The organism is Peribacillus sp. FSL E2-0159, assembly GCF_038643155.1.
Lineage (GTDB): Bacteria > Bacillota > Bacilli > Bacillales > DSM-1321 > Peribacillus > Peribacillus simplex.
The window spans coordinates 4153237-4178529 of sequence record NZ_CP152053.1 but is presented as its reverse complement, the minus strand read 5'-3'; the positions used below and the strand labels follow the sequence as shown (position 1 = coordinate 4178529).

Sequence of the window (25293 nt, the reverse complement as noted above, 5' to 3'; positions counted from 1 at the left end):
AATGGAACCCATTACTATATATAAAGGAAGAGCGGCGGCACTTGACCGTAAAAACGTGGATACGGACCAGATCATTCCAAAGCAATTTTTAAAACGGATTGAGCGAAGCGGATTTGGCGAATTTTTATTCTATAACTGGCGTTTTGATGAAAATGGAAAGAAACGTCCGGATTTTGAATTGAATCAGCCACATAATCAAAACACGTCCATTTTAATAGCAGGTGAAAATTTTGGCTGCGGTTCTTCGCGTGAGCATGCCCCTTGGTCATTGAAAGACTATGGATTCGATATCATCATCGCTCCGTCTTATGCTGATATCTTTAAAAGTAATTGCATGAAAAATGGCATGGTCCCCATTGCTTTAACCCAGACTGAAGTAAACTATTTAATGGAGAGAGTGTCGGCACCTGATTATGAGTTGACGATCGACCTTCCCAATCAGACATTGAATGATGGTCAAGGGTTTGAAACAAGCTTTGAAATTCATCCATATTGGAAGGAAATGCTCATCAAAGGCTGGGATGAAATTTCGATAACGCTTCAATATGATAAAGAGATTTCTGCATATGAATCTCAAAAAAAGGCTGTATCGAGTATTTAATAGAAGAAGGTCATTTCCCGTTCTCCTTTTTTATTTGAAAGGATGCGGGATTTTTTTTATCGGGGAAAGAAGGAAAGATGTTCATCCGCCCGTATAAATTTTTGTGTTTCCTGTTATTACATGCTAAACTGTTTCTCAAAAAGCGAACGGTGAGGCGGAAAATAGGATGGATGATGAGAACAACCAAAAGAAGGCCGGAGAAACCAAAATTATCGCCTTTCCAAATCTCGGTGAAAGGCTGATTGTAAAAGGACTGGATGAGCTTGGAAACAGAAACTTTAAAGCGGCTGCACAGCTTTTCAGCCAAGCCAGGGAGTATGAGCCCGAAAATGATGAAGTTTGCATGGGGCTAGTGGTCTCACTAGTCGAACTTGAGTATTATGAGGAGTCAAAAGAGTTGTGCATAGAGATGCTGAATAAAGGCATCGGCGACTATTTTCAACTGATCAATATTTATTTGATGGTACTGCTGCAATTAGGCGAGCATCAGGAAATGGTCACGACGATCGAACTGTTATTTGAAGAAAGCCAAATTCCCTTTGATAAAGAGGAACATTTCGAAAAGATGCTTCAGTTCAGTAAAAGGGCCCTTGAGGATAAAAAAGAGGAGAAGGAAAGGCAAAATCAGCAGCTCTCAGAGGAATTGCAGGAGGATGAACTTTTTGACGGGAAAACGGATAATGAAATGCTTTTGGTCATCTCAAAACTCACGAATATCAATATTCGACCATTTATCCCTCAAATCGAAGAATTTCTACAAAAAGATGAGGGACACCCTTTCTTTAAAACGATGCTCCTTAACATCCTTATCGACCAGGAATATAACAAGGAATTGACTCTGAGGAAATTCAATCAATCGAAGTCGGTCATACCAAGGGAATTGAAAAGTTTGAAGGAGACGGACTTCTATAAGAAGGTAACCGGACTGACCGAAGAGGAAATCAGTCAGGATAACCCGACCTTATTTGAAATGGTTCATAGTTTGATTGAACGCCATTCTTTTTTATTGTTTCCTTTTGAACCCGGACCTGAAAGCTTGCCTGCATGGGCAGCTGCCTACCATGCCTTGGCGGAAGAATACATGACAGGGGAAGTTTTCGGGAGGGACTTAGCCGACCTTTACCAGGCTGATGAGGAAAGCTTGGCTGATATTCTTTCCTTTATAAAAGAAATTGAAGAAATTTCTTATCCCATTATTTAAGCTATTGCTGTTGTAACAGATTAAACCTGTGGTATAATGTAGTGGTTGTAATGTATAATCGTCTAATTTTGACGATTTCCCCAATATTTTTTTGGGTATATTTGAAGGATGACTTGTTAACACTTGCAAAGCATATTCATCCAATGCTTATTATTGAAGTATATAGATTTTTTGGAGGGAAACACATGTCTGTAAAATGGGAAAAACAAGAAGGTAATCAAGGCGTACTAACAATTGAAGTTGACGCTGCAAAAGTAAACGAAGGTTTAGACGCAGCTTTCAAAAAAGTAGTGAAACAAGTAAATGTACCTGGCTTCCGTAAAGGTAAAATGCCACGTCAAATGTTCGAAAAAAAATTCGGTGTAGAATCGCTTTACCAAGATGCGCTTGATATCATTCTTCCGGATGCTTATGCAAATGCTGTCGAAGAAGCTGGAATTCAGCCTGTAGATCGTCCAGAAATCGACATCGAGAAAATGGAAAAAGGCGAAAACTTGATCTTCACTGCAACTGTAACAGTTAAGCCTGAAGTTAAATTGGGAGATTACAAAGGTGTTGAAGTTGAAAAATTCAATACTGAAGTAACTGACGAAGATGTTGAAAACGAATTGAAAACTTTGCAAGAGCGTCAAGCTGAGCTTGTCGTTAAAGAAGAAGGACAAGCTGCTGAAGGCGATACAGTCGTTCTTGACTTTGAAGGATTCGTTGATGGTGAAGCATTCGAAGGCGGAGCTTCAGAAAACCATTCATTGGAAATCGGTTCAAACTCTTTCATTCCAGGATTTGAAGAGCAACTTGTTGGTCTTGAAACTGGCGCTGAAAAAGATATCGAAGTTACATTCCCTGAAGAATACCATGCTGCTGAACTTGCTGGTAAACCAGCAGTATTCAAAGTGAAAATTCACGAAATCAAAACAAAACAACTTCCTGAGTTGGATGATGAGTTCGCGAAAGATGTCGACGACGAAGTGGAAACTTTGGCTGAACTTAAAGAAAAAACAAAACATAAATTAGAGCATGACAAAAAACATGAAGAAGAAAACTTCATTCAAAACACTGTAATTGGTAAAGCTGTTGAAGGTGCAGAAATGGACGTTCCTGAAGCAATGATTTCAAACGAAGTTGACCGCATGATGAATGAGTTCTCTCAACGCATTCAATCTCAAGGTCTTAATTTGGAACTTTACTACCAATTCTCAGGTCAAGACGAAGAAGCTTTAAAAGCGCAAATGAAAGAAGAAGCTGAAGGACAAGTTCGTACGAGCCTAACTCTAGAAGCGATCGCTGAAGTTGAAAAACTTGAAGCGACTGACGAAGATGTAGAAGCTGAACTTGCACAAATGGCTACTATGTACAATATGGAAGTTGACGCGATCAAACAAGCTCTTGGAAACTTAGAAGGAATCAAAGGCGATCTTAAAATTAAGAAAGCGATTGACTTCTTGGTAGAAAACAGCAAAACTGTTGACGCAAAATAATTTTTATAAATAAGTAGATTTAAATATTTTCTTTAAAAAAACAAGGCGCGAGTAATCGTGCCTTGTTTTATACATATCGAGAATTAGGTAAATTTCAAATATCGGTTATTTCCTGATTGATTTTTTTTGGATTTCGGTGTAGATTAGTTCTAATACCGCATATACATATTTATACAGCAAATCCTGCTTTTAAAAATCCAAAGTTTTGGGCATACTGGTAAAGGGCAAATACATATTGATTGATTATTGTACTTATTTAACAACTCGGACCGTGAGCATTTTTGTTACTAAACTTCCAAGAACATGATAAAATGCAAAACATACTAGGGATTTTGGAATGTTTAAGTAGATGTGTGCCTAGTTTTTTCATTACGATTGGGTACCGCTATGTAATAGAGTTGGAAGAGTATTTAAAGGGGTGAACGTACATGTTTAAATTTAATGATGAAAAAGGACAGTTAAAATGTTCTTTTTGCGGTAAAACACAAGAACAAGTCCGTAAACTGGTTGCTGGTCCAGGTGTCTACATTTGTGACGAGTGTATAGAACTTTGTACGGAGATCGTCGAAGAAGAGCTGGGCACTGATGAAGAAGTAGAATTCAGAGATGTTCCTAAACCTATGGAAATACGTGAAATTCTTGACGAATATGTGATTGGACAAGAACAGGCAAAGAAATCTTTGGCTGTTGCTGTTTACAACCATTATAAACGTATCAATTCCAATAGCAAAGTCGACGATGTGGAGCTTTCTAAAAGTAACATCGCCCTAATTGGACCGACGGGAAGCGGGAAAACGCTTCTTGCGCAAACATTGGCGCGATTACTGAATGTTCCTTTTGCCATTGCTGATGCCACTTCATTGACGGAAGCTGGATATGTTGGGGAAGATGTCGAAAACATCCTTCTAAAATTGATCCAAGCAGCTGATTATGATGTGGAAAAAGCGGAAAAAGGCATCATTTATATTGATGAAATCGATAAAGTTGCCCGTAAATCGGAAAATCCTTCTATTACACGTGACGTGTCTGGTGAAGGTGTGCAACAAGCTTTATTGAAAATTCTTGAAGGAACGGTTGCAAGCGTTCCGCCTCAAGGTGGACGTAAACATCCACATCAGGAATTCATCCAAATCGATACGACCAATATTTTGTTCATCTGTGGCGGTGCCTTTGATGGCATCGAACCGATCATCAAACGCCGTCTTGGCCAAAAAGTCATTGGCTTTGGTTCTGACGTGAAAAAGGATGATATTGCAGAAAAAGAATTGCTTTCCAAAGTCCTACCTGAAGACTTGCTTCGTTTCGGATTAATTCCGGAATTCATCGGACGTCTTCCGGTAATTGCGACTCTTGAGCAATTGGATGAAGCTGCTTTGATTGAAATCCTTACAAAGCCGAAAAATGCCCTTGTTAAACAATATCAAAAATTGCTTGAGCTTGACGATGTGGAATTGGAATTCGAACAGGAAGCGCTAAGTGAAATTGCTAAAAAGGCAATTGAACGTAAAACTGGTGCACGTGGTCTGCGATCCATCATCGAAGGCATCATTCTTGAAGTGATGTTCGATCTTCCTTCCCGTGATGATGTTGCAAAATGTGTAATCACAGGCAGCACGATTTCGAAAAATGAATCTCCAAAGCTCGTCCTTAAAGACGGTACTACCATCAAAGGACAAGAAAAGAAAACATCTGCTTGATTAATAAGGAAAAGCAAGACTGCCAGTTCATCCTGGCAGTCTTTTTCTTTGTCCTTTTTTAAAATTGTTGTTATTTACGATAAAAACGCCAAAATTTTCAACACGAATTTCTTGGATAATTTCGCCCTTCCAAAGGAGATACTAACAGAAATGACAAACTAGGAGAGTGCAGGAGGGAATACGATGAATTGGACAGGATTGGCGTTGTTTATCCAGCTGTTTTTTGGGATTATTATCGGATTGTATTTTTTGAACTTATTGAAAGGCCAGCGGACACAAAAAGTTTCCATTGACCGTGATTCACGTAAGGAGATGGACCAATTACGGAAGATGAGATCGATTTCGTTAACAGAGCCATTGGCAGAAAAGGTTAGACCAAGCACTTTTAATGAAATCATCGGTCAAGAAGATGGGATTAAATCTTTAAAAGCTGCTTTATGTGGGCCGAATCCCCAGCATGTGATAATTTACGGTCCTCCAGGGGTAGGGAAAACGGCAGCGGCCAGACTTGTTTTAGAAGAGGCGAAGAAAAATGGCAAGTCTCCTTTTAAGAATTCGGCCGTTTTCGTTGAATTGGACGCTACCACAGCCAGGTTCGATGAACGAGGAATTGCCGATCCGCTCATTGGTTCTGTGCACGATCCAATCTACCAAGGAGCCGGGGCAATGGGACAAGCTGGCATTCCGCAGCCAAAGCAGGGTGCAGTCAGCAATGCTCATGGAGGTGTACTGTTCATAGATGAAATAGGGGAGCTTCATCCAATACAGATGAATAAACTGTTAAAGGTATTGGAGGATCGTAAGGTCTTTCTGGAAAGTGCTTATTATCAAGAGGAAAATCAAAATATTCCCACTCACATCCATGATATTTTTAAAAATGGACTACCGGCTGACTTTCGATTGATTGGAGCCACAACAAGAACGCCAAATGAAATCGCGCCTGCGATACGCTCAAGATGCATAGAAGTGTTTTTCCGTGAACTTGACCGGGAAGAAATAATCACCGTCGCTAAGAATGCCTCAGATAAAGTGGGGATCACCATCAGTGACAAAGGCTTGCAGTCGATTTCGGATTATGCCCGAAATGGCAGGGAAGCTGTCAACATGATTCAGACACTTGCAGGAATATCCATTAATGAAAACAGGACTTTTATCAGAGAAGAAGATATAGATTGGATGGCCCATAGCAGCCAGCTGACCCAAAGAATGGACAGGAAAATAGAATCGAATTCTAAAATAGGCCTTGTCAACGGTCTTGCAGTCTATGGTCCTAACAGCGGGGCAATACTGGAAATCGAGGTTACGGTCATGGCCGCCTCTGATGAAAAAGGTTCGATAAACATTACCGGCATCGTTGAAGAAGAAAGTATCGGCGGCGGGAGTGGCAAATCGGTTCGCCGCAAGAGCATGGCAAAAGGTTCGATTGAAAATGTCATTACGGTTTTACGGTCGATGGGAGTGCCTGCCGGTCAATTCGATATCCATGTGAACTTTCCAGGCGGAAGTCCAGTAGATGGCCCTTCTGCAGGAATTGCAATGGCCACAGGCATATACTCGGCCATATATAAAATCCCTGTTGATCACACCGTGGCGATGACTGGAGAAATAAGCATTCATGGAGGCGTTAAACCGATTGGCGGAGTCATTCCGAAAATCAAGGCAGCTAAACTTGCCGGGGCAAAGAAAGTGATCATCCCAGCCGAAAACATGCAGCCACTTCTATCTGAAATCAAGGATATAGAAATCATTCCCGTTTCGAATGTGAAAGAAGTGTTGGATCAGGCACTGAAAAAAGAATTGATGTCGGAACAAATCCTCACAACCTTGGACCTATCAAAAAAAGAAAGTGTATAAAGGAAGTGCCCCGGCTAAAAACAGAACCGGGGCATTTTAAGGACCATAATGGCGTTCCCGACAAACCTGACGTAAAATAAACACGCATTCAGACGTGCTTTTTTATCTAATATTGGAGATAATAATAGCAGTCGAAACGTGTTAAGGTAAACGAATAGACACTTCTATATAAATAGGATAGAATTGTTAAAAGGTTGAGAACATGGGTAAATAGTTTACAACGACGATACTAATTAGATGGAGGTGTCAGGAAATGACTGATAAAGAAATCATCGTCCCCCTCCTGCCGCTTAGAGGACTGCTTGTATATCCAACGATGGTACTTCATTTAGATGTAGGCCGAGATAAATCGGTACAAGCCCTTGAGAAAGCAATGGTGGAAGACCATCTTATATTTTTGACGACACAACAAGATGTTTCGTTGGACGAACCAGGTGAAGAAGATTTATTTACAATGGGAACTTTAACAAAGGTAAAACAGATGTTGAAGCTTCCGAATGGTACAATCCGGGTGTTGGTTGAAGGGTTGAACCGCGCAGAGGTCATTGAATTTTACGATTATGAGACACATTATGGTGCCAAGATTAAAATATATGAAGACAGTGATGAAAAGGATGCTGAACATCAAGCATTAATGCGCACCCTACTGGATTATTTTGAACAATACATAAAAATGTCCAAGAAAATAACCGGTGAAACGTTTTCGTCCACTTCGGATATTGAAGAGCCTGGACGATTGGCAGATATAATCGCTTCCCATTTGCCTTTGAAATTGAAGGAGAAGCAAGAAGTGCTTGAGACCATTGACATGAAAGAGCGTTTAAGCCGTGTAATCGAGATCATCAATAACGAGAAAGAAGTTCTTTTTCTTGAGAAAAAAATCGGCCAGCGTGTTAAGCGTTCAATGGAACGGACTCAAAAGGAATATTATTTACGAGAACAAATGAAAGCGATCCAAAAGGAATTGGGCGATAAAGAAGGAAAAACAGGGGAAATTGAGGTCCTCAACGAAAAGATAGAAGAAGCGGATATGCCTGAGCATATCAAAGAAACGGCATTAAAGGAATTGGATCGTTATGAAAAAGTTCCTTCCAGCTCAGCCGAGAGTTCTGTCATCCGCAATTATATCGAATGGTTGATCTCGCTTCCTTGGAGCAAAGCGACCAAAGATGACTTGAATATTCATAAAGCCGAAAAAATCTTGAACCGGGACCACCATGGTTTGGAAAAGGTGAAGGAGCGGGTGCTTGAGTATTTGGCCGTACAGCAATTGACCAATTCATTGAAGGGACCGATACTTTGCTTGGTGGGACCACCAGGGGTCGGTAAAACCAGCTTGGCTAAATCGATCGCTTCATCCCTGAATAGGAATTTCGTCCGTATATCTTTAGGTGGAGTGCGCGATGAATCAGAAATCCGCGGACATCGCCGCACATATGTAGGGGCGATGCCGGGACGGATCATTCAAGGCATGAAAAAAGCTGGAACGATCAATCCAGTCTTTTTACTGGACGAAGTGGATAAGATGTCCAATGACTTTAGAGGGGATCCATCTGCAGCGATGCTGGAGGTGCTCGATCCAGAGCAAAATCATAATTTCAGTGATCATTATATTGAAGAAACTTACAATCTTTCCAAAGTCATGTTCGTGGCTACGGCGAATAATTTGGGATCGATTCCCGGTCCGCTTCGTGATCGTATGGAAATCATTTCGATTGCAGGTTATACTGAGATAGAGAAACTTCATATAGCCAAGGATCACTTGCTGCCTAGACAGCTGGAAAACCATGGTTTATTGAAGACACAACTGCAAATCCGTGAGGAAGCTCTTACCAAAATCATCCGTTACTATACTCGGGAAGCCGGTGTTCGGAGTCTGGAGCGACAGCTTGCAAGCATCTGTCGGAAGACTGCAAAAATCATCGTGTCCGGAGATAAAAAGCGGGTCGTCATTTCCGAAAAGAATGTCGAGGAGTTTTTAGGGAAAACCATGTTCCATTATGGACAGGCTGAAGTCGAGAACCAAGTCGGTGTGGCTAATGGTTTAGCATACACGTCGGTAGGCGGCGATACGCTGCAAATCGAGGTTTCCTTATCACCAGGTAAAGGCAAGCTGATCCTGACAGGAAAGCTTGGCGATGTAATGAAAGAGTCAGCCCAGGCTGCTTTCAGTTATGTCCGTTCAAAAACCGAGAAACTTCAGATTGATGCGAACTTCCATGAAAAATATGATATTCATATTCATGTCCCCGAAGGTGCGGTCCCAAAAGATGGTCCTTCTGCAGGCATCACGATTGCAACAGCGTTAATATCGGCCCTTACAAATAGGCCGATCAGAAAAGAGGTAGGCATGACAGGCGAAATTACATTACGCGGACGGGTTCTTCCGATCGGCGGGCTTAAAGAAAAATCTTTAGCGGCCCATCGCGCAGGACTTACGAAAATCATCATCCCGCAAAATAACGAAAAGGATATTGATGATATCCCGGAAAGTGTCCGTAAAGCATTAACATTTGTTCCAGTTTCACACGTCGATGAAGTCCTTGAGCATGCATTGGTAGGTGTGAACGAATGAAAGTGACAAGTTCAGATATTGTCATCAGTGCTGTGAAGCCTGAACAGTATCCCAATACTCCAATACCGGAATTTGCCTTGGCAGGCCGTTCCAACGTTGGGAAATCCAGTTTCATCAACAAAATGATCAATCGAAAAAACTTGGCGCGTACATCCTCTAAACCGGGTAAGACGCAGACCTTGAATTTTTATATCATAAATGAAGCACTCCATTTTGTGGATGTACCGGGTTATGGTTATGCAAAAGTATCTAAGACGGAGCGTGACGCTTGGGGAAGAATGATCGAAACGTACTTCACTTCCCGTGACCAGCTCCGCGCTGCGCTTCTGATCGTCGACTTGCGTCATCCGCCGACAAAGGATGATATCGCAATGTATGAATTCCTGAAGCATTATGATTTGCCCCGGATCGTTATTGCCACCAAAGCGGATAAAATTCCAAAAGGCAAATGGCAGAAACATTTGAAAATCACACGCCAAACGTTAAATATGGAAAAAGAAGATGAATTGCTTCTATTCTCTGGTGAAACAGGCGAAGGTAAGGAACAAGCATGGGGAGTCCTTAAGAAATATATGTAAAAGAAAAGGGTATTCCGCATCTGGAATACCCTTTTTCCTTATGGAATTCGTAATACATTTCGGATCGGCAATTTTCATTTTTTTCGAACCAAAAAATAAATGCCGATTGCCATCAAGGCAAATGGCCAAAACCTTTCGATGTTCGCAGTGCTTGTTTCAACAATCCCGAAAGACGTAGTGATTTTATCATAGAATAAGAAAAGGATCGAGATGATCAGGATGACTATTCCGTGAAACATTCCAGAATTTGTTTTACGTGCCCGGAGAATAAATCCCAGCGAGATGATTAAAATAAAGATACCTATATTATCTGGCCAAATATCCAGATTCTCGACGATGTGGAAGTGAGCCCCGAACCCCAGTAAGATGACGCCTGGCAGAATGGACTCATATTCATTACCGCTATATGCCTGAATCAGGAAGGCGGTACCAACTATACATAATAAAGTGGGCCAGCTGAAAAAGCCTGGAAAGATTTCGATTTGGGAGCGTTCAAGAAAAAAATAAAGGCCGAAACCGATTAAAACGATTCCTGGGAAAATACGCTGCGTTTTCATTTTATCCTCCTATGCAATTCGATTACTTGAAGTTTTTTGCCATTTTTGATATGGTACTTTTGTACACAATGTCGAAATATGTATGTAACATAGAAATCCCGCTTAGGCACCTTTTGTAGCAATTCAGGCGTTTTGGCTGTCTTTTCATGGTAGCATACGTTTTCATAAACTGTTCATATTATTTGCGTGAAACCATTTTAGTACATGGTATAATAAATTTACATGAAAAATTTTGGGGGTGCAAAACAAAAGGATGCATATTCTAGCGGTTGGTATAAATTACAAAACTGCCCCTGTAGAAATTCGGGAAAAACTATCGTTTAACGAAGCCGAACTTGCCGAGGCAATGAAAGCTCTTAAAAATAAAAAAAGCATCTTGGAAAATATTATCATTTCAACATGTAACAGAACGGAAATATATGCGGTCGGTGATCAGCTTCATACTAGCAGGTATTATATAAAGGAATTTCTTTCGGAATGGTTTAATATCGATAAAGAAGAATTTTCTAAATATCTGTTCATTTATGAAGGCGATGGGGCGGTCGAGCATTTATTTTCAGTTACCTGCGGCTTGAATTCCATGATACTGGGAGAAACACAGATTTTGGGACAAGTACGTTCAAGCTATCTGTTAGGGCAGAAGGAAGATACGATCGGTACCGTTTTTAACCATCTCTTCAAGCAAGCACTTACATTAGCTAAAAAAGCTCATTCGGAAACCGAAATCAATACCAATGCCGTTTCCGTCAGCTATGCGGCAGTCGAGCTTGCAAAAAAAATCTTTGGAGGCCTGAACGGCAAGAATGTCTTGATTCTTGGGGCCGGTAAGATGGGTGAGCTGGCCATTCAAAATCTGCATAGCAATGGCGCCGACAGCATTACAGTCATTAACCGCACCTTTCAGAAAGCGGTCGACCTGGCTGAGAGATTCAATGGTACGGCGAAACAGCTTCAAGAGCTGCAATGCGCTTTAGTGGAAGCTGATATCCTGATTACTTCCACTGGATCAAAAGATCTTCTTGTAACTAAAGAAATGATGTCTTTCGTCAATAAGCTTCGTAAAGGCCGTCCTATTTTCATGGTCGATATCGCAGTGCCGCGTGACCTCGATCCAACATTGGCCGAGCTGGAAAATGTCTTCTTGTATGACATTGACGATCTTGAAGGGATCGTGCAAGCCAATATCGAAGAACGTAAAAAAGCTGCCGAGAAAATAGAATTGATGATTGAATCTGAAATAGTGGACTTCAACCAATGGATTAATTTACTTGGTGTGGTTCCGGTCATTTCTTCCTTACGGGAAAAATCCCTATCGATACAAAAGGAAACGATGGAAAGCATCGAAAGAAAGCTTCCACATTTGAGCGAACGCGACAAAAAAGTCCTGAACAAGCATACGAAAAGCATCATCAACCAAATGCTGAAAGATCCGATTCTTTATGCAAAAGAGCTGGCAGATGAACCGAATGCTAAAGAGCAATTAAATAATTTCGTGAAAATCTTCAATTTAGAGGAATTGATTGAAGACCAGCTGGTTGCGGATGAAAAAGAACGGAACAGCTCCAAGGCATCCCTATTGAATCCAGTTCCTGTCCAGTAACGAGGTAGATATGGAATTACTAATGACAAGATTGCATGAAGCCACTGTGTTGTTGTATGCCATCAGTATGCTTTTATATTTTATTGATTTCCTTAATAATAACCAGAAGGCGAACAGGGTCGCCTTCTGGTTGCTTTCTATTGTTTGGGTACTGCAAACAATTTTTTTGTTTCTGTATGTGTTGAAAACGGGAAGGTTCCCGGTATTGACGATTTTTGAAGGCTTATATTTTTATGCATGGGTCCTCATATCGTTATCTTTAATCATTAATCGATTGCTAAGAGTCGATTTTACGGTCTTTTTTACGAATGTATTAGGTTTCATGGTTATGGCCATCCATACCTTTGCTCCTGTACAGATAGAATCTCAAGTGCTTGCCCAGCGACTGGTTTCAGAGCTATTGCTCATACATATCACTTTTGCCATCCTATCATATGGGGCATTCACGCTTTCTTTTGTTTTTTCTCTTTTATACTTAATTCAATATGATTTATTGAAACGGAAGAAGTGGGGAAAACGCCTGCTTCGACTCGGCGATTTAACAAAGCTCGAGCATATGTCTTATGTCCTCGCAGTAATAGGCGTTCCATTATTAGTGGTCTCCCTCATCCTGGGGATTCAATGGGCTTATATAAAAGTTCCTGGGGTTTCCTGGCTGGACATGAAGATCATCGGCTCATTTATATTGCTTATCGGATACAGTGTGTTTTTATACTTGAAAATTCGGAAACAAATGTATGGAAGGACGCTAGCCTTTCTGAATATTGGATCTTTCATGATTGTGTTAATTAACTTTTTCCTTTTCGGAAGCCTTTCAACATTCCACTTTTGGAATACATAGGAGGAAACTATGAGAAAAATAATTGTCGGTTCTAGACGTAGTAAATTAGCGATCACCCAAACGAACTGGGTTATCAATCAACTTAAAGAACTTGGGGTCCCTTACGAGTTCGAGGTGAAGGAAATTGTCACAAAGGGTGACCAAATCCTTGATGTTACACTTTCCAAGGTAGGCGGAAAGGGCTTATTTGTTAAAGAAATCGAACAAGCGATGCTGGATAAAGAAATTGATATGGCAGTACATAGTATGAAAGATATGCCTGCAGTGCTGCCTCCAGGCTTGACGATTGGCTGCATACCACCGAGGGAGGACCATCGGGATGCCTTGATTTCAAAGAACCATGAAACCCTTTCCGAACTGAAGCCCGGTTCCATCATAGGTACAAGCAGCTTGCGCCGTGGCGCCCAAATTTTGGCTAGAAGGCCGGACCTTGAAATTAAATGGATTCGCGGTAATATCGATACCCGTCTGAATAAGCTGAAAACGGAAGATTATGATGCTATCATTTTAGCAGCAGCCGGACTATCAAGAATGGGATGGGAGAAGGACATCGTAACGGAATTTTTAGATGAAGATATTTGCATTCCCGCAGTTGGACAGGGAGCACTTTCCATTGAATGCCGCGAAGACGACAAAGATCTGCTGGCGGAACTTGCGAAATTGACCTGTGAAAAAACGAAAAGAACGGTTGAAGCGGAACGTGCCTTTTTGGATAAAATGGAAGGCGGATGCCAGGTGCCGATTGCCGGATTTGCGGTGGCAAAAGATAATGGATCCGTTTCCTTGACGGCGTTGGTCGCTGCGCCGGATGGAAAGGTGATTTATAAAGAAATGGTTGAGGGAGCTGATCCCGAGGCGGTTGGGCATGCTGCTGCCAAACAGATTAGTGAAATGGGCGGTAAAGAATTGATCGATCGCGTAAAAGAAGAGCTTGATCAGTAATGAATCCCGTTCAACCTCTTAAGGATTATCAGGTATTAATCACCAGAGGGAAAGGACAGGCAGATGGTTTAAAAGAGTCGATCGAGAAAAATGGCGGAACGCCGCTTCTTGTGCCATTGCTTGAGTTCACTCTTCCTGATCATATGGAAGATGTACAACAGCGGTTAGATGAGTTGCTTACATATGACTGGATCATTCTGACCAGCCAAAATGGGGTGGACTTCTTCTTTAAGCTTCTTGGTAAACAGCCTTTAAAGCTTCCGAAAATAGCCGTAATCGGCTCCAAAACAGAAGCGGCCCTAAGACGACATGGATATAAGGCGGATTTCGTTCCAGCTCAGTTTGTTGCCGAAGGGTTCGTTGCTGAGTTCATTACCCTGCTTGATCCGGGGTCCCGCGTGTTGCTGGCAAAAGGAAATCTCGCGAGGGCGGTTATTGCGGAGGCTATCAATGAAGCTGGTGCATCCTGCGATGAAGTGATTATTTATCATACCGTGCTTCCTGGAAGCAGTGAAAAAAAACTGGTTCAGCTTATAAAGAACCATGATATCGACATCATAACCTTTACGAGTTCATCGACAGTCAATCATTTTTTACAGATCATGAAACGTCATGAATTGGATACATACATAGACCGGATCATCATCGCATGCATCGGGCCGATTGCCGCTAAAACCGCTGAAAAACATGGGCTATTCGTCGATGTCTGTCCAGATGTTTATACGACGGATGCCATGGTTGCGGAGTTAATACGCTTTATTTTGAAAAGAAGTAAAAAGGGAGGAACTTTAAAATGAAAAACATTCCATTCAATCGCCACCGTCGCTTGCGTGCAAGTGCTGGCATGAGGGCTTTAGTCCGTGAAACACAATTACATAAAGAGGATTTGATCTATCCGATCTTCGTCATCGACGGGGAAAATGTGAAAAATGAAATCAACTCTATGCCAGGCATATATCAGTTATCCATGGATAATCTGGGTGCCGAAATGGATGAAGTCGTGAGTCTGGGCATTAAGTCAGTCATTTTATTCGGTGTTCCTTTTGATCATGATAAAGACGAACAGGGCACAGGTGCATTTCATCACAACGGACTTGTGCAAGAGGCCACCCGTTTTATTAAAAAACAATATCCTGAAGTCATTGTCATTGCGGATACTTGCCTTTGTGAGTATACAAGCCATGGCCATTGCGGGGTCGTTGAAGGGGAAAAAATCCTTAATGACGCCTCTCTTGACCTTCTTGCCAAAACGGCAATCAGCCAGGCAGAGGCCGGTGCTGATATCATTGCCCCTTCCAATATGATGGACGGTTTCGTTGCGGCCATCCGTGCAGGTCTGGATGAAGCGGGGTATGAAGATATTCCGATCATGTCCTATGCGGTGAAATATGCTTCGGCTTTTTACGGCCCATTCCGTGATGCTGCGAATGGTGCGCCACAATTTGGCGACAGGAAAACTTATCAAATGGATCCCGCCAATCGCCTTGAAGCGTTTCGTGAAGCTGAATCCGATGTTGCTGAAGGTGCGGACTTCCTAATCGTGAAACCAGCCCTTTCCTACATGGACATCATCAGGGACGTTAAGAATAACTTTAATCTTCCGATTGTTTCATATAATGTCAGCGGTGAATATTCAATGGTTAAGGCGGCTGCCCAAAATGGCTGGATTGATGAAAAAGCGATAGTGATGGAAATGCTGACAGGCTTGAAACGCGCAGGTTCCGACTTGATCATTACGTATTTTTCAAAAGAGGTAGCACGCTGGATAAACGAAGATAATCAATGATGATAAAAAATATAACCTGTAATGGAAAAAGGGGATTGAATCATGCGGTCATATGAAAACTCGAAAAAAGCGTTTGCCGAAGCAAAAAATTTGATGCCAGGCGGCGTGAACAGCCCGGTACGTGCCTTCAAATCTGTGGACATGGATCCCATTTTCATGGAGCGAGGAAAAGGCTCAAAAATGTATGATATCGATGGAAATGAATATATCGACTATGTTCTTTCATGGGGACCGCTAATCCTGGGTCACACGAATGACCGTGTCGTGGAATCATTGAAAAAGGTAGCGGAATCCGGTACAAGCTTTGGTACCTCTACGCTGATTGAGAATGAACTGGCTAAGCTGGTCATTGAACGGGTGCCTTCGATTGAGATGATCCGTATGGTATCTTCAGGAACCGAAGCGACGATGAGTGCACTAAGGCTGGCACGAGGCATTACAGGCCGTGATAAAATCCTGAAATTTGAAGGTTCCTATCATGGCCATGGCGATTCATTGCTAATCAAAGCGGGTTCCGGCGTTGCAACATTAGGATTACCGGATAGCCCTGGAGTACCGGAAGGCATTGCAAAAAATACGATTACCGTAGCATATAATGATCTTGCTGCAACCAAATATGCGTTTGAACAATTTGGCGAAGACATCGCCTGTATCATCGTAGAACCTGTTGCAGGGAACATGGGCGTGGTTCCGCCGCAACCTGGTTTCCTTGAAGGCTTACGTGAAGTGACGACCCAATACGGAGCGCTATTGATCTTTGACGAAGTAATGACAGGGTTCCGTGTCGGCTATAATTGTGCACAAGGCTATTTTGGCATCGTACCGGACCTGACTTGCCTTGGGAAAGTAATTGGCGGCGGCTTGCCTGTCGGAGCATTCGGAGGCAAGCGCGAATTCATGGAACAAATTGCACCAAGTGGGACAATCTATCAAGCAGGAACATTGTCTGGTAACCCTCTTGCCATGACGGCCGGCCTTGAAACGCTGAGCCAATTGACTCCAGAATCTTATGATGAGTTCACCCGAAAAGGGGATATGCTCGAAAAAGGAATAGGAGAATTAGCGGAAAAGTACGGAGTTCCCCATACATTCAACCGTGCCGGTTCCATGATTGGACTTTTCTTTACTAATGAAGAAGTCGTAAACTATGAAACAGCAAAAACATCCGATTTAGAGTTCTTTGCTTCTTACTATAGGGAAATGGCGAATCAAGGCATCTACTTGCCGCCGTCACAGTTTGAAGGTTTATTCCTTTCCACTGCACATAGTGATGAAGATATCGAAAAGACCATTGCAGCGGCAGAACAGGCTTTTGCAAAATTAAAAAAATGATGCAAGGCTTCATGAGCGACTGCTATATTCGATAATAATAAATTTGAACTGGCTACAATTTTTCCAAAAACTTTTGGAGAAAGGTAGCCAGTTTTTTTTGAATTCAATCAGTACGTGGAAGAACCGAATCAAACGTTGAAGGATATGAAGCTAGGTCAATTAATAAGACGGTAGACCGAATAATTGGTTTCATGCCGGATTTTTCAGGACGATTGATTCAATCCAGCATTAATTTTAGCCTGAAAGAATTGAATCTTCTTCTTTTTAATAGGTTCATGAAATATAAGGTCTGGAGTGTTGCAAATGAAATTAAGGAATAATCAGCTTCCTTCCCTCATAGATTGATATTGGTATAGGTACCGTTTCCTGAAGCTGAAAGGAGGAGTTGTCTTGTCGCAAGAAAATGAATCGTATTTACGATTTACTTTAGAGGAATCCGTTTGGTTCCAGAAGGGACAGGAAGTGGCTGAGCTATATTCTATTTCCCTTGATCCAAATGTGTCGATTCAAGAAAGTGATCAATATGTTTTTATACGAGGCTCGTTAGATTTAAGCGGTGAATACAAAGACTCGCAAAATGGTGAAGAAGAGGAGTTTTCGCAGACCTTTTTGCCAAAAGCGGTTCAAAAGGTCGAGAGGCATCTCAATGGACTTAATGAGTTCACACACCGTTTTCCGGTTGATATAACGATTCCGAATAATCGGATTGCCTCATTGGATGAGGTCGATGTCTCGATTCAAAGCTTTGATTATGCCCTGCCAGAACATAACTGTTTGAAATTGCAGGCGGACCTTTTGATAACCGGAATCTATAATGATTCATATGTGGAAGAACGGTTCGATACTGAGCAGGAGGTTGGGGAAGCAGAGGAACAGGAAGAAACGGATGGGGAAAATGAGTCATATATTCCTTATGCAGCTGCAGTACCGCCAATCCCGGATTTTCAGCCTGTTTTCCGTGATGAGGAGGAAGAAGAGTTATACGCGCCTTTTTCTGCAGAGGCAAAACGAGTTTCTGAAGCAAACGAAGAAGAAGAAGAGGAACCGATTTATTTAAGCAATCAGCATAATGCCCCAGTTTTTGAAATTCCCGTTTCACCATATCCTGAAGAGGAGGAGTGGGAAACGGAAGTGCATAGACAGGAAGAAGCTGAAGCTGTAGAGGAAGATGTGATTGGTGATCCGCCTGACTCCACGGAAAAGGTACCTTCCATGGGTGAGGAGAAACTGGAGGAAGAACCAAGCAGGCAGGATTCCATGGAAAAGATGGAGATTCCTAGAGTGACAATGAGAGAGGAAGTAGTAGAAAAGCCAAGTCATGTAACCAATCATCAAAATAGCCCAATTTCAAATTTAGAAACCGAGGATGTCATCCGGCAGGAAGAAGATGAAGTTGCAGCGGGTCCTATCCTTAATGAGAATGTGAAGGTGGAGCAGGAAGAGGAATCCAATTCGTCCATAAGCGATCTATTCAAGAAGAGGGAAAGACCTGCGCCTCCGGCTAAGGAGAGTAAGAATTTCAAAGGCAGGAAACAAGCCGCGGAACGTGATGATAAAGAAACGGCCGGTCATGATGAAAAGCAGACTTCCATCATGGATTTATTCGGACGGAAACAAGAAGAAGAACTGGTAAGGATGAAGGTTTGCATTGTTCAGCAAGGGGAAACGCTTGATGACTTGGCTCAACGATATGATGTCACGGTTCAATCGATACTTTTCAGCAATGAATTGGAGTCGAATCAGAACGTCCATGAAGGGCAAGTTATCTATATACCGAAGGCGGTTGCATATAAGAATTGACGAGGACAGAGAGCAGAGCATATGGTCTGCTCCTGTTTTTTAGGTGCTAGAGGAATCGGATTGTTTAGTTTTTTTAGAGAAAGTGAGTGAGTCTCGTGAGGGAAAACGAGAATCAACAGCCTGCCAATCGGGATCGGGACACGGAGACCGTATTGAAGGAATATGCCATGTATGTACAATATATCGAGGACTTCGGTCGTGTAAAAAAAGTATACAGTGATCGCGGTACATTTGCCTTGAAATCCATGTTACCGCAGAACGGCATGGATTTTATCAAAAATGTTCAAAAACTGTACCATCGCGGTTATAATCGGATCGTTCCGATTTATCAAACGATGGATCAGCGTTACGCCGTTCTTCATAATGGACGTTTGTATTACTTGATGCCCTGGCTCAATAATGAAAGGGACGGGGAGCGCGATGAAAAACATAAGCAAATGTTCAGGGAGCTTGCTCGGATGCATACACTTTCCGTTAAGGAAATACAAGTGGATATTGAGGAACGGGAAGCCCATTATGAGCGGACGCTTGATGCCTGGAATAACGAGAAGGAATTTATGGATGAGTATATTGTCAGCTGTGAAAAGAAGTGGTATATGTCTCCATTTGAACTGACGGTCTGTTCTTTCTACAATGATATTTCACAGGCGCTGAAGTACTCGATCAAGAAGTTTGAAACCTGGTATGAAAAGACGAAGGAAAGTGAAAAGGTTCGAACCGTGGTCACGCACGGAAAGTTTTCTTTGAAGCATTTCGTTTATGATGAGCGGGGATATGGCTACTTCATCAATTTTGAGAATTCGAATACGGCACCGCCGCATTTCGATTTACTGCCATTTCTCGTTAAATCGGCCAGGACCTATCCTGTCCAATGTGATGACTGCGTTGACTGGCTCTATAACTATTTTCGTTATTTTCCGTTGAAAGAAGATGAATTGCTGCTCATGCAAAGTTATCTGGCTTTCCCTGGATCAGCATTGGAATTAGTGAAGGGTTATTCCGATGGCAGGGGCCATCGTTCAGAGCTTGATAATGTCACTCAACTGCAGCGGCAATATTGGATGCTGAAAAATATTGAATATATGGTGATGAAAATCGAAGAAATCGAACAGCAGAAAAAGGCGGCTGCCGAGGCTGCCAAAGAAGAACAATCACCCCCAAGCTAAATATACATGATTGGATTATCTCCAGTCATGTATATTTTTTTTGCTGTAAGGGAATAATTAAATCCATTCGAAATATAAAGACATGGCCAGAAAAATAAATGCGATTAGCAGGAGCATATCGAAGAAAGTCGGGAAAATCAGCGTACGTAATCCTTGGAATACGATAAAGGGGACGATGAACTGCTGGCAGACCCCGCGGAATTTCTTCATCCAAGGCGGTAAAGTGTAGGGAGTATATCTTCGCTTTTTCATATTATTACCTTCCTTTATAGGACTTCTTATATTCTATGGGTGGGTAGTGGAAAAGGTGAAAAAGCCGTCACATTCATTGTTCTAGGTGGATAAAATAAAGAAAATGACCTTGAATGTATGAAATGGGATGGTTCCTGAGAAAGTAAGCGAAAAGATGATTGACTGGAGCCCCATATTTTTTGTACTATATACTATATGCATTCAATGATTTTACATATGAATATAAATCAATGCAAAGACCGGAAATAGTAAGATGAAATGCACTTTTCAGAGAGGAAACCAAATTGGTGCGAGGTTTCCAGGCAGCAGCATCCGAAGTCGTCCGCGAGCAGTTTTCGTGAACCTCGTAGTAGCGAAGGCCGGTGAAGAGCCGTTATCCGATTTGAGAGCCGAAAGAGATTTTTTTCTTTTTCGGAAAAAAGGTGGCACCGCGAACAACTTCCTTCGTCCTTTTGTGATGATGGAAGTTTTTTTTATGCCCAAAAAGGAGGAAATGATATGGAAGAGAACCAAATTTCTATGCCGACTAAATATGATCCGCAGACGATAGAGAAAGGCCGCTACAAATGGTGGCTTGATGGAAAGTTTTTCGAAACGACGGTTGACGATAAAAAAGAACCATATACGATTGTCATCCCGCCGCCAAATGTAACAGGTAAGCTTCATCTTGGCCACGCTTGGGATACGACACTTCAAGATATATTGACACGCATGAAAAGGATGCAAGGCTATGATGTTTTATGGTTACCAGGCATGGACCATGCCGGTATCGCCACTCAAGCGAAAGTAGAACAGAAGCTTCGTGCGGAAGGCGTGAGCCGTTATGACCTTGGACGTGAAAAATTCGTAGAAGAGACATGGAAATGGAAAGAGGAATATGCGAGCCATATCCGTGAACAATGGTCAAAACTGGGTCTTGGACTTGATTATACACGTGAACGCTTCACTCTTGATGAAGGGCTTTCAAAAGCTGTGCGCGAAGTGTTCGTTTCGCTTTATAACAAGGGCTTGATTTATCGCGGCGAATACATCATCAACTGGGATCCATCAACGAAAACGGCGTTATCCGATATCGAGGTTATTTACAAAGATGTGCAGGGCGCATTTTACCATATGAAATATCCGTTGGTTGACGGATCAGGTGAAATTGAAATTGCCACCACCCGTCCAGAAACGATGCTTGGTGATACTGCTGTTGCTGTACACCCTGAAGATGACCGTTATAAACACTTGATCGGCAAAATGGTCCGCCTGCCAATTACAGGCCGGGAAATCCCGATTGTCGGTGATGATTATGTCGATATGGAATTTGGTTCAGGCGCGGTCAAAATTACTCCGGCTCATGATCCGAATGACTTCGAAATCGGGAACCGTCACGATTTGGAGCGCATCCTTGTCATGCATGAAGATGGCTCGATGAATGAAAAGGCCGGTAAATATGAAGGCATGGACCGTTTTGAATGCCGTAAACAGATCGTCAAGGACCTTCAGGAAGAAGGAGTACTCTTCAAAATCGAAGATCACCTTCACTCAGTAGGCCATTCAGAGAGAAGCGGTGCTGTTGTTGAACCATATCTTTCGACTCAATGGTTCGTTAAAATGCAGCCGTTGGCTGATGCATCCGTTGAACTTCAAAAAGGAACCGATGAGGAAAAAGTTCATTTCGTACCGGACCGTTTCGAAAAAACGTACCTGCATTGGATGGAAAATATCCGTGACTGGTGCATTTCCCGTCAGCTTTGGTGGGGTCACCGCATTCCAGCCTGGTACCATAAAGAAACAGGTGAAGTGTATGTAGGTCACGAAGAGCCTGCGGACGCTGAAAACTGGGAACAAGATACAGATGTTCTGGATACATGGTTCAGCTCGGCATTATGGCCGTTCTCGACTATGGGCTGGCCTGACAAGGACAGTGTCGATTTCCAACGTTACTATCCAACCGGGGCACTTGTGACAGGCTATGATATCATTTTCTTCTGGGTATCGCGGATGATTTTCCAAGCTCTTGAGTTCACAGGTGAACGACCATTTGAAGATGTGCTGATCCATGGTCTGGTTCGTGACGAACAGGGGCGCAAGATGAGTAAATCGCTTGGCAATGGTGTCGATCCGATGGATGTCATCGATCAATACGGTGCCGACTCCCTGCGTTACTTCTTATCTACGGGTAGCTCGCCAGGCCAGGACCTTCGTTATAGTACGGAAAAAGTGGAAGCGGTTTGGAACTTCTCCAATAAGATTTGGAACGCCTCCCGTTTTGCTTTGATGAACATGAATGGCATGACTTATGACGAAATCGATTTAAGCGGTGAGAAGTCTGTAGCCGATAAATGGATCTTGACTCGTTTGAATGAAACGATTTCAAACGTAACCAGACTTGCGGACCGTTATGAGTTTGGTGAAGTGGGCCGTGTGCTTTACAACTTCATTTGGGATGATTTCTGTGACTGGTATATTGAAATGGCGAAGCTTCCGCTATATGGCGAAGACGAAGCAGCTAAGAAAACGACGCGCTCGATCTTGGCTTATGTACTGGATAACACGATGAGATTGTTACACCCGTTCATGCCATTCATTACCGAAGAAATCTGGCAGAATCTCCCGCATCAAGGTGAGTCCATCACTGTTGCCGCTTGGCCGGAAGTGAATGAAGAGCTGACAGATACAGCTGCAGCCGAGGAAATGAAGCTGCTTGTTGAAATCATCCGCTCCGTTCGTAATATCCGTGCTGAGGTGAACACACCGCTAAGTAAAAAAATCAATTTGATTTTAAAAGCGAAAGATGAGTCCATCTTAGGGACATTACAGAAAAACAGCAGCTATATCGAGCGTTTCTGTAATCCTGAACAATTGACGATCGGAATCGAAGTCGAAGAACCTGCTCAAGCCATGACAGCTGTCGTAACTGGCGTAGAACTAATCCTTCCGCTTACAGGACTGATCAATATTGACGAAGAAGTGAAACGTCTTGAAAAAGAACTCGACAAACTTAATAAAGAAGTTGAGCGCGTACAGAAAAAATTAGGCAACGAGGGCTTCGTTAAAAAGGCGCCGGCAAGCGTCATCGAAGAAGAACGTGCCAAGGAAAAAGACTATAGCGAAAAACGCGACTCTGTAATCCACAGGATCAGCGAACTGAAACAACTGTAAAACAAAAGGATGAACCAGCTTTAAGCCGGTTCATCCTTTTTGTGTTTAAACGCTATTCAAGAAAAATACTCAGTCAGGAAGATATTCTTTCTTTTATGAATGTAAGGTACTCCCATACGATATTCATATCACTTAGTGCACTTAATGTCCGGCTGCCGACGACATCCTCGATTTCGTTGAGCATGAGGCTGCCATCTTCGGCAAATATGAAATCGATACCGACCAGGCCAAAATCAAACGACCTCATTACTCTTTCAACAAGGGCTAATTCGGATGCATTCAGCTCATATAGAGAAGCCGATCCGCCCAGCGTATAATTTGCCTTGAAACTGGAAGCGGATTCCCTAAGTACAGCAGCCTTCACTTTTTTACCAACCACAAAGACGCGGATATCCCTTCCGAATAAGCCAGGTTTTTGGACTATCCAATTTCCATCATTCAGTTCGGCAAGATCATCGGCATGCTCGATTAGATATACTTGTTTCCCGCCGCGGCCACGAGTTTCTTTAGCAATGAAAGGGAACTCCATGTCATCGGCACTCGGCCTTCCGTTACAATATACCGTATCGGCCATTGGAATCCCCAGCGAGGACAAATATTGATGCGTCTTTGCTTTGTCATTCGCGATTTCCGATACGAAGGAGGAGTTAAAGCAAGCAATCCCCAGTTGCTCCAGTTGCTTTGTGAAAAAAGGGTCGATTGTCCGGACGATAGCAAAGTCTGGCAATGCAATTGGCTGTGTCCCATGTTCCACGTACAACTCGTTGAAACGATGACCGATCCTAAGGTCTTCCCGAAAGTGAAAGTGTAAATCAAGCTCAAGCTTACTGGCTTCGTCAAGCATCCAATCTATGTATCCCTTATTTTTCAAGGCATCCTCACGGTTATAAATCAACCAGCCTGCTTGTTTTTTCATCAGATGCACTTCCTTTTCCTAATTCTTTCAAGATATAATCGAACATGCTATCAGCGATGTTGATGCCTGTACATTCATAAATATTCAGTAAATGCGAATTCGAATTCACTTCGCACAAAAGCGGACCTTCTTCACCGAACAACAAATCGACGCCTGCGAAGTCGGCACCCAAAATTTGCGCACATCGGATGGCAAGTTGTGCTTCTTCACTGGTGGGGATATATGGTGCAGCATGCCCCCCGGCAGTCATATTAGCTCGGAAGTCTTGTTCGGAATGGCGTTGCATCGCTGCTATGACTTGATTGCCCACGACATTCACACGAATATCCCGACCTTTACTGTGCTCGATGAATTCCTGGATGATAAATGGTTTGTGGCCAAGATTACGGATCGTCTTTAGTAACTCATCCTCTGTTTCGATTAAATACACTTGTTCCCCAAAAGAACCGTATGCTTCCTTAACGATAAGAGGATAACCAAGTTCATTGCCGATTTGTATAAAAGCATCCATATTGACCCTTTCAATCCCTTCGTACGTAAAAGGGGGAAATAAGGTTTTCGGCATCGGTATGCCATGTCCGGTTAATGCTTGATGTGTTTTTGCTTTGCTGTCGCAAATATCAATCGCTGTACTGCTGTTATATACGGGGATGCCGAGCAATTCCAAATGGCGTGCCAAATGAATGTCTTTATCCATGAACAGAACAAAATCAGGCAGCTTATCATAGGCTCCTTTAAGCAGTGGCACTCCTTTTTCGATTATGGGAATAAGATCTGAATTACGGATAAGGGTTGCCGTGATATCTTTCCTTTCAGCCGCCTCTTTAATGAACAAAGCTAAACTGGAAAACTTATCATGCTGTAAATAGCCGTTAACGACAATCCAACAGTGGAAATCTGAAGGTTTCATGGTAAAACACTACCTTTCATCTAGGTTAATCGTTCATATATTGATAAAATAATCTTA

The 25293-nt window shown here is 42.4% G+C and carries 20 protein-coding genes and 1 other annotated feature; of the genes, 16 read left to right on the top strand and 4 right to left on the bottom strand.

Annotated features, from left to right (window positions below; genetic code table 11):
* Position 1 precedes the first annotated feature (1 nt).
* The 7 genes from leuD (at position 2) to yihA (ending at position 9984) form a co-directional block, all read left to right on the top strand.
* Positions 2-601, top strand: a complete 600-nt coding sequence (gene leuD, locus NYE63_RS20380) for a 3-isopropylmalate dehydratase small subunit (protein ID WP_342602469.1) — start codon at positions 2-4, stop codon at positions 599-601.
* Between the two features lie 166 nt (positions 602-767).
* Positions 768-1802 carry a tetratricopeptide repeat protein gene (locus tag NYE63_RS20375; protein ID WP_342602468.1) on the top strand — a complete coding sequence of 345 codons (1035 nt, stop codon included), beginning with the start codon at positions 768-770 and terminating at the stop codon, positions 1800-1802.
* Between the two features lie 185 nt (positions 1803-1987).
* A complete protein-coding gene (gene tig, locus NYE63_RS20370) occupies positions 1988-3280 on the top strand; it encodes a trigger factor (RefSeq protein WP_207437180.1) in 1293 nt (430 codons plus the stop codon).
* Positions 3281-3708: 428 nt separating this feature from the next.
* Positions 3709-4977, top strand: a complete 1269-nt coding sequence (clpX, locus tag NYE63_RS20365) for an ATP-dependent protease ATP-binding subunit ClpX (RefSeq protein ID WP_134782382.1) — start codon at positions 3709-3711, stop codon at positions 4975-4977.
* Between the two features lie 183 nt (positions 4978-5160).
* Complete coding sequence (gene lonB / locus NYE63_RS20360) at positions 5161-6831, top strand: ATP-dependent protease LonB (RefSeq protein WP_342602467.1); 1671 nt, start codon at positions 5161-5163, stop codon at positions 6829-6831.
* A gap of 253 nt (positions 6832-7084) precedes the next feature.
* A complete protein-coding gene (lon, locus tag NYE63_RS20355) occupies positions 7085-9406 on the top strand; it encodes an endopeptidase La (protein ID WP_063232813.1) in 2322 nt (773 codons plus the stop codon).
* Positions 9403-9984, top strand: coding sequence for a ribosome biogenesis GTP-binding protein YihA/YsxC (yihA, locus tag NYE63_RS20350; RefSeq protein ID WP_063232814.1), 582 nt, complete (start codon positions 9403-9405; stop codon positions 9982-9984). The genes lon and yihA overlap by 4 nt, the downstream gene beginning before the upstream one ends.
* Before the next feature lie 74 nt (positions 9985-10058).
* On the opposite strand, the gene NYE63_RS20345 is transcribed toward yihA, so the two are convergent.
* On the bottom strand, positions 10059-10541 hold the full coding sequence (locus NYE63_RS20345) for a DUF5668 domain-containing protein (protein ID WP_342602466.1): 483 nt from the start codon (positions 10539-10541) through the stop codon (positions 10059-10061).
* Positions 10542-10794: 253 nt separating this feature from the next.
* Here NYE63_RS20345 and hemA point away from each other — a divergent pair, with 253 nt between their 5' ends.
* From hemA to ysxE, 8 genes are all read left to right on the top strand, one after another.
* Positions 10795-12141 (top strand): glutamyl-tRNA reductase, encoded by a 1347-nt coding sequence (gene hemA, locus NYE63_RS20340; protein WP_207436962.1) that lies wholly within the window; start codon positions 10795-10797, stop codon positions 12139-12141.
* 10 nt (positions 12142-12151) lie between these two features.
* Entirely contained in the window at positions 12152-12982 is an 831-nt protein-coding gene (locus NYE63_RS20335) for a cytochrome c biogenesis protein (protein WP_342602465.1), read from the top strand.
* A gap of 9 nt (positions 12983-12991) precedes the next feature.
* Complete coding sequence (gene hemC / locus NYE63_RS20330) at positions 12992-13924, top strand: hydroxymethylbilane synthase (RefSeq protein ID WP_342602464.1); 933 nt, start codon at positions 12992-12994, stop codon at positions 13922-13924.
* Positions 13924-14721 carry a uroporphyrinogen-III synthase gene (locus NYE63_RS20325; RefSeq protein ID WP_342602463.1) on the top strand — a complete coding sequence of 266 codons (798 nt, stop codon included), beginning with the start codon at positions 13924-13926 and terminating at the stop codon, positions 14719-14721. The genes hemC and NYE63_RS20325 overlap by 1 nt, the downstream gene beginning before the upstream one ends.
* Positions 14718-15710 carry a porphobilinogen synthase gene (gene hemB, locus NYE63_RS20320; RefSeq protein WP_072273336.1) on the top strand — a complete coding sequence of 331 codons (993 nt, stop codon included), beginning with the start codon at positions 14718-14720 and terminating at the stop codon, positions 15708-15710. Before NYE63_RS20325 ends, hemB begins: the two co-directional genes overlap by 4 nt.
* A 42-nt stretch (positions 15711-15752) precedes the next feature.
* Entirely contained in the window at positions 15753-17042 is a 1290-nt protein-coding gene (hemL, locus tag NYE63_RS20315) for a glutamate-1-semialdehyde 2,1-aminomutase (RefSeq protein WP_342602462.1), read from the top strand.
* Between the two features lie 390 nt (positions 17043-17432).
* Positions 17433-18842: a stage VI sporulation protein D gene (gene spoVID, locus NYE63_RS20310; RefSeq protein WP_342602461.1), complete on the top strand. Its 1410-nt coding sequence runs from the start codon at positions 17433-17435 to the stop codon at positions 18840-18842.
* 95 nt (positions 18843-18937) lie between these two features.
* Positions 18938-20008: a spore coat protein YsxE gene (gene ysxE / locus NYE63_RS20305; RefSeq protein WP_342602460.1), complete on the top strand. Its 1071-nt coding sequence runs from the start codon at positions 18938-18940 to the stop codon at positions 20006-20008.
* A gap of 57 nt (positions 20009-20065) precedes the next feature.
* Here ysxE and NYE63_RS20300 read toward each other — a convergent pair whose 3' ends face one another.
* Positions 20066-20260, bottom strand: coding sequence for a hypothetical protein (locus NYE63_RS20300; RefSeq protein ID WP_063232823.1), 195 nt, complete (start codon positions 20258-20260; stop codon positions 20066-20068).
* Between the two features lie 226 nt (positions 20261-20486).
* Positions 20487-20715: a binding site (T-box leader), on the top strand.
* A 43-nt stretch (positions 20716-20758) separates the two neighbouring features.
* Between NYE63_RS20300 and NYE63_RS20295 the strand changes: the two genes are divergently transcribed.
* Positions 20759-23410, top strand: coding sequence for a valine--tRNA ligase (locus tag NYE63_RS20295; protein ID WP_342602459.1), 2652 nt, complete (start codon positions 20759-20761; stop codon positions 23408-23410).
* A gap of 73 nt (positions 23411-23483) precedes the next feature.
* On the opposite strand, the gene NYE63_RS20290 is transcribed toward NYE63_RS20295, so the two are convergent.
* Both NYE63_RS20290 and NYE63_RS20285 read right to left on the bottom strand, forming a co-directional pair.
* A complete protein-coding gene (locus NYE63_RS20290; RefSeq protein WP_342602458.1) occupies positions 23484-24326 on the bottom strand; it encodes an ATP-grasp domain-containing protein in 843 nt (280 codons plus the stop codon).
* Positions 24295-25236, bottom strand: coding sequence for a RimK family alpha-L-glutamate ligase (locus NYE63_RS20285; protein ID WP_342602457.1), 942 nt, complete (start codon positions 25234-25236; stop codon positions 24295-24297). The genes NYE63_RS20290 and NYE63_RS20285 overlap by 32 nt, the downstream gene beginning before the upstream one ends.
* Between the last annotated feature and the right edge of the window lie 57 nt (positions 25237-25293).

What these genes read in the sequence shown, in the direction of transcription:
- hemL (WP_342602462.1), top strand. Translation starts at nt 15,753, where the DNA reads ATGCGGTCATATGAAAACTCGAAAAAAGCGTTTGCCGAAGCAAAAAAT.
- hemC (WP_342602464.1), top strand. Translation starts at nt 12,992, where the DNA reads ATGAGAAAAATAATTGTCGGTTCTAGACGTAGTAAATTAGCGATCACC.
- NYE63_RS20285 (WP_342602457.1), bottom strand. Translation starts at nt 25,236, where the DNA reads ATGAAACCTTCAGATTTCCACTGTTGGATTGTCGTTAACGGCTATTTA.
- lon (WP_063232813.1), top strand. Translation starts at nt 7,085, where the DNA reads ATGACTGATAAAGAAATCATCGTCCCCCTCCTGCCGCTTAGAGGACTG.
- NYE63_RS20375 (WP_342602468.1), top strand. Translation starts at nt 768, where the DNA reads ATGGATGATGAGAACAACCAAAAGAAGGCCGGAGAAACCAAAATTATC.
- clpX (WP_134782382.1), top strand. Translation starts at nt 3,709, where the DNA reads ATGTTTAAATTTAATGATGAAAAAGGACAGTTAAAATGTTCTTTTTGC.
- NYE63_RS20290 (WP_342602458.1), bottom strand. Translation starts at nt 24,326, where the DNA reads ATGAAAAAACAAGCAGGCTGGTTGATTTATAACCGTGAGGATGCCTTG.
- hemB (WP_072273336.1), top strand. Translation starts at nt 14,718, where the DNA reads ATGAAAAACATTCCATTCAATCGCCACCGTCGCTTGCGTGCAAGTGCT.
- NYE63_RS20345 (WP_342602466.1), bottom strand. Translation starts at nt 10,541, where the DNA reads ATGAAAACGCAGCGTATTTTCCCAGGAATCGTTTTAATCGGTTTCGGC.
- NYE63_RS20295 (WP_342602459.1), top strand. Translation starts at nt 20,759, where the DNA reads ATGGAAGAGAACCAAATTTCTATGCCGACTAAATATGATCCGCAGACG.
- tig (WP_207437180.1), top strand. Translation starts at nt 1,988, where the DNA reads ATGTCTGTAAAATGGGAAAAACAAGAAGGTAATCAAGGCGTACTAACA.
- NYE63_RS20325 (WP_342602463.1), top strand. Translation starts at nt 13,924, where the DNA reads ATGAATCCCGTTCAACCTCTTAAGGATTATCAGGTATTAATCACCAGA.
- leuD (WP_342602469.1), top strand. Translation starts at nt 2, where the DNA reads ATGGAACCCATTACTATATATAAAGGAAGAGCGGCGGCACTTGACCGT.
- lonB (WP_342602467.1), top strand. Translation starts at nt 5,161, where the DNA reads ATGAATTGGACAGGATTGGCGTTGTTTATCCAGCTGTTTTTTGGGATT.
- NYE63_RS20300 (WP_063232823.1), bottom strand. Translation starts at nt 20,260, where the DNA reads ATGAAAAAGCGAAGATATACTCCCTACACTTTACCGCCTTGGATGAAG.
- hemA (WP_207436962.1), top strand. Translation starts at nt 10,795, where the DNA reads ATGCATATTCTAGCGGTTGGTATAAATTACAAAACTGCCCCTGTAGAA.
- yihA (WP_063232814.1), top strand. Translation starts at nt 9,403, where the DNA reads ATGAAAGTGACAAGTTCAGATATTGTCATCAGTGCTGTGAAGCCTGAA.
- NYE63_RS20335 (WP_342602465.1), top strand. Translation starts at nt 12,152, where the DNA reads ATGGAATTACTAATGACAAGATTGCATGAAGCCACTGTGTTGTTGTAT.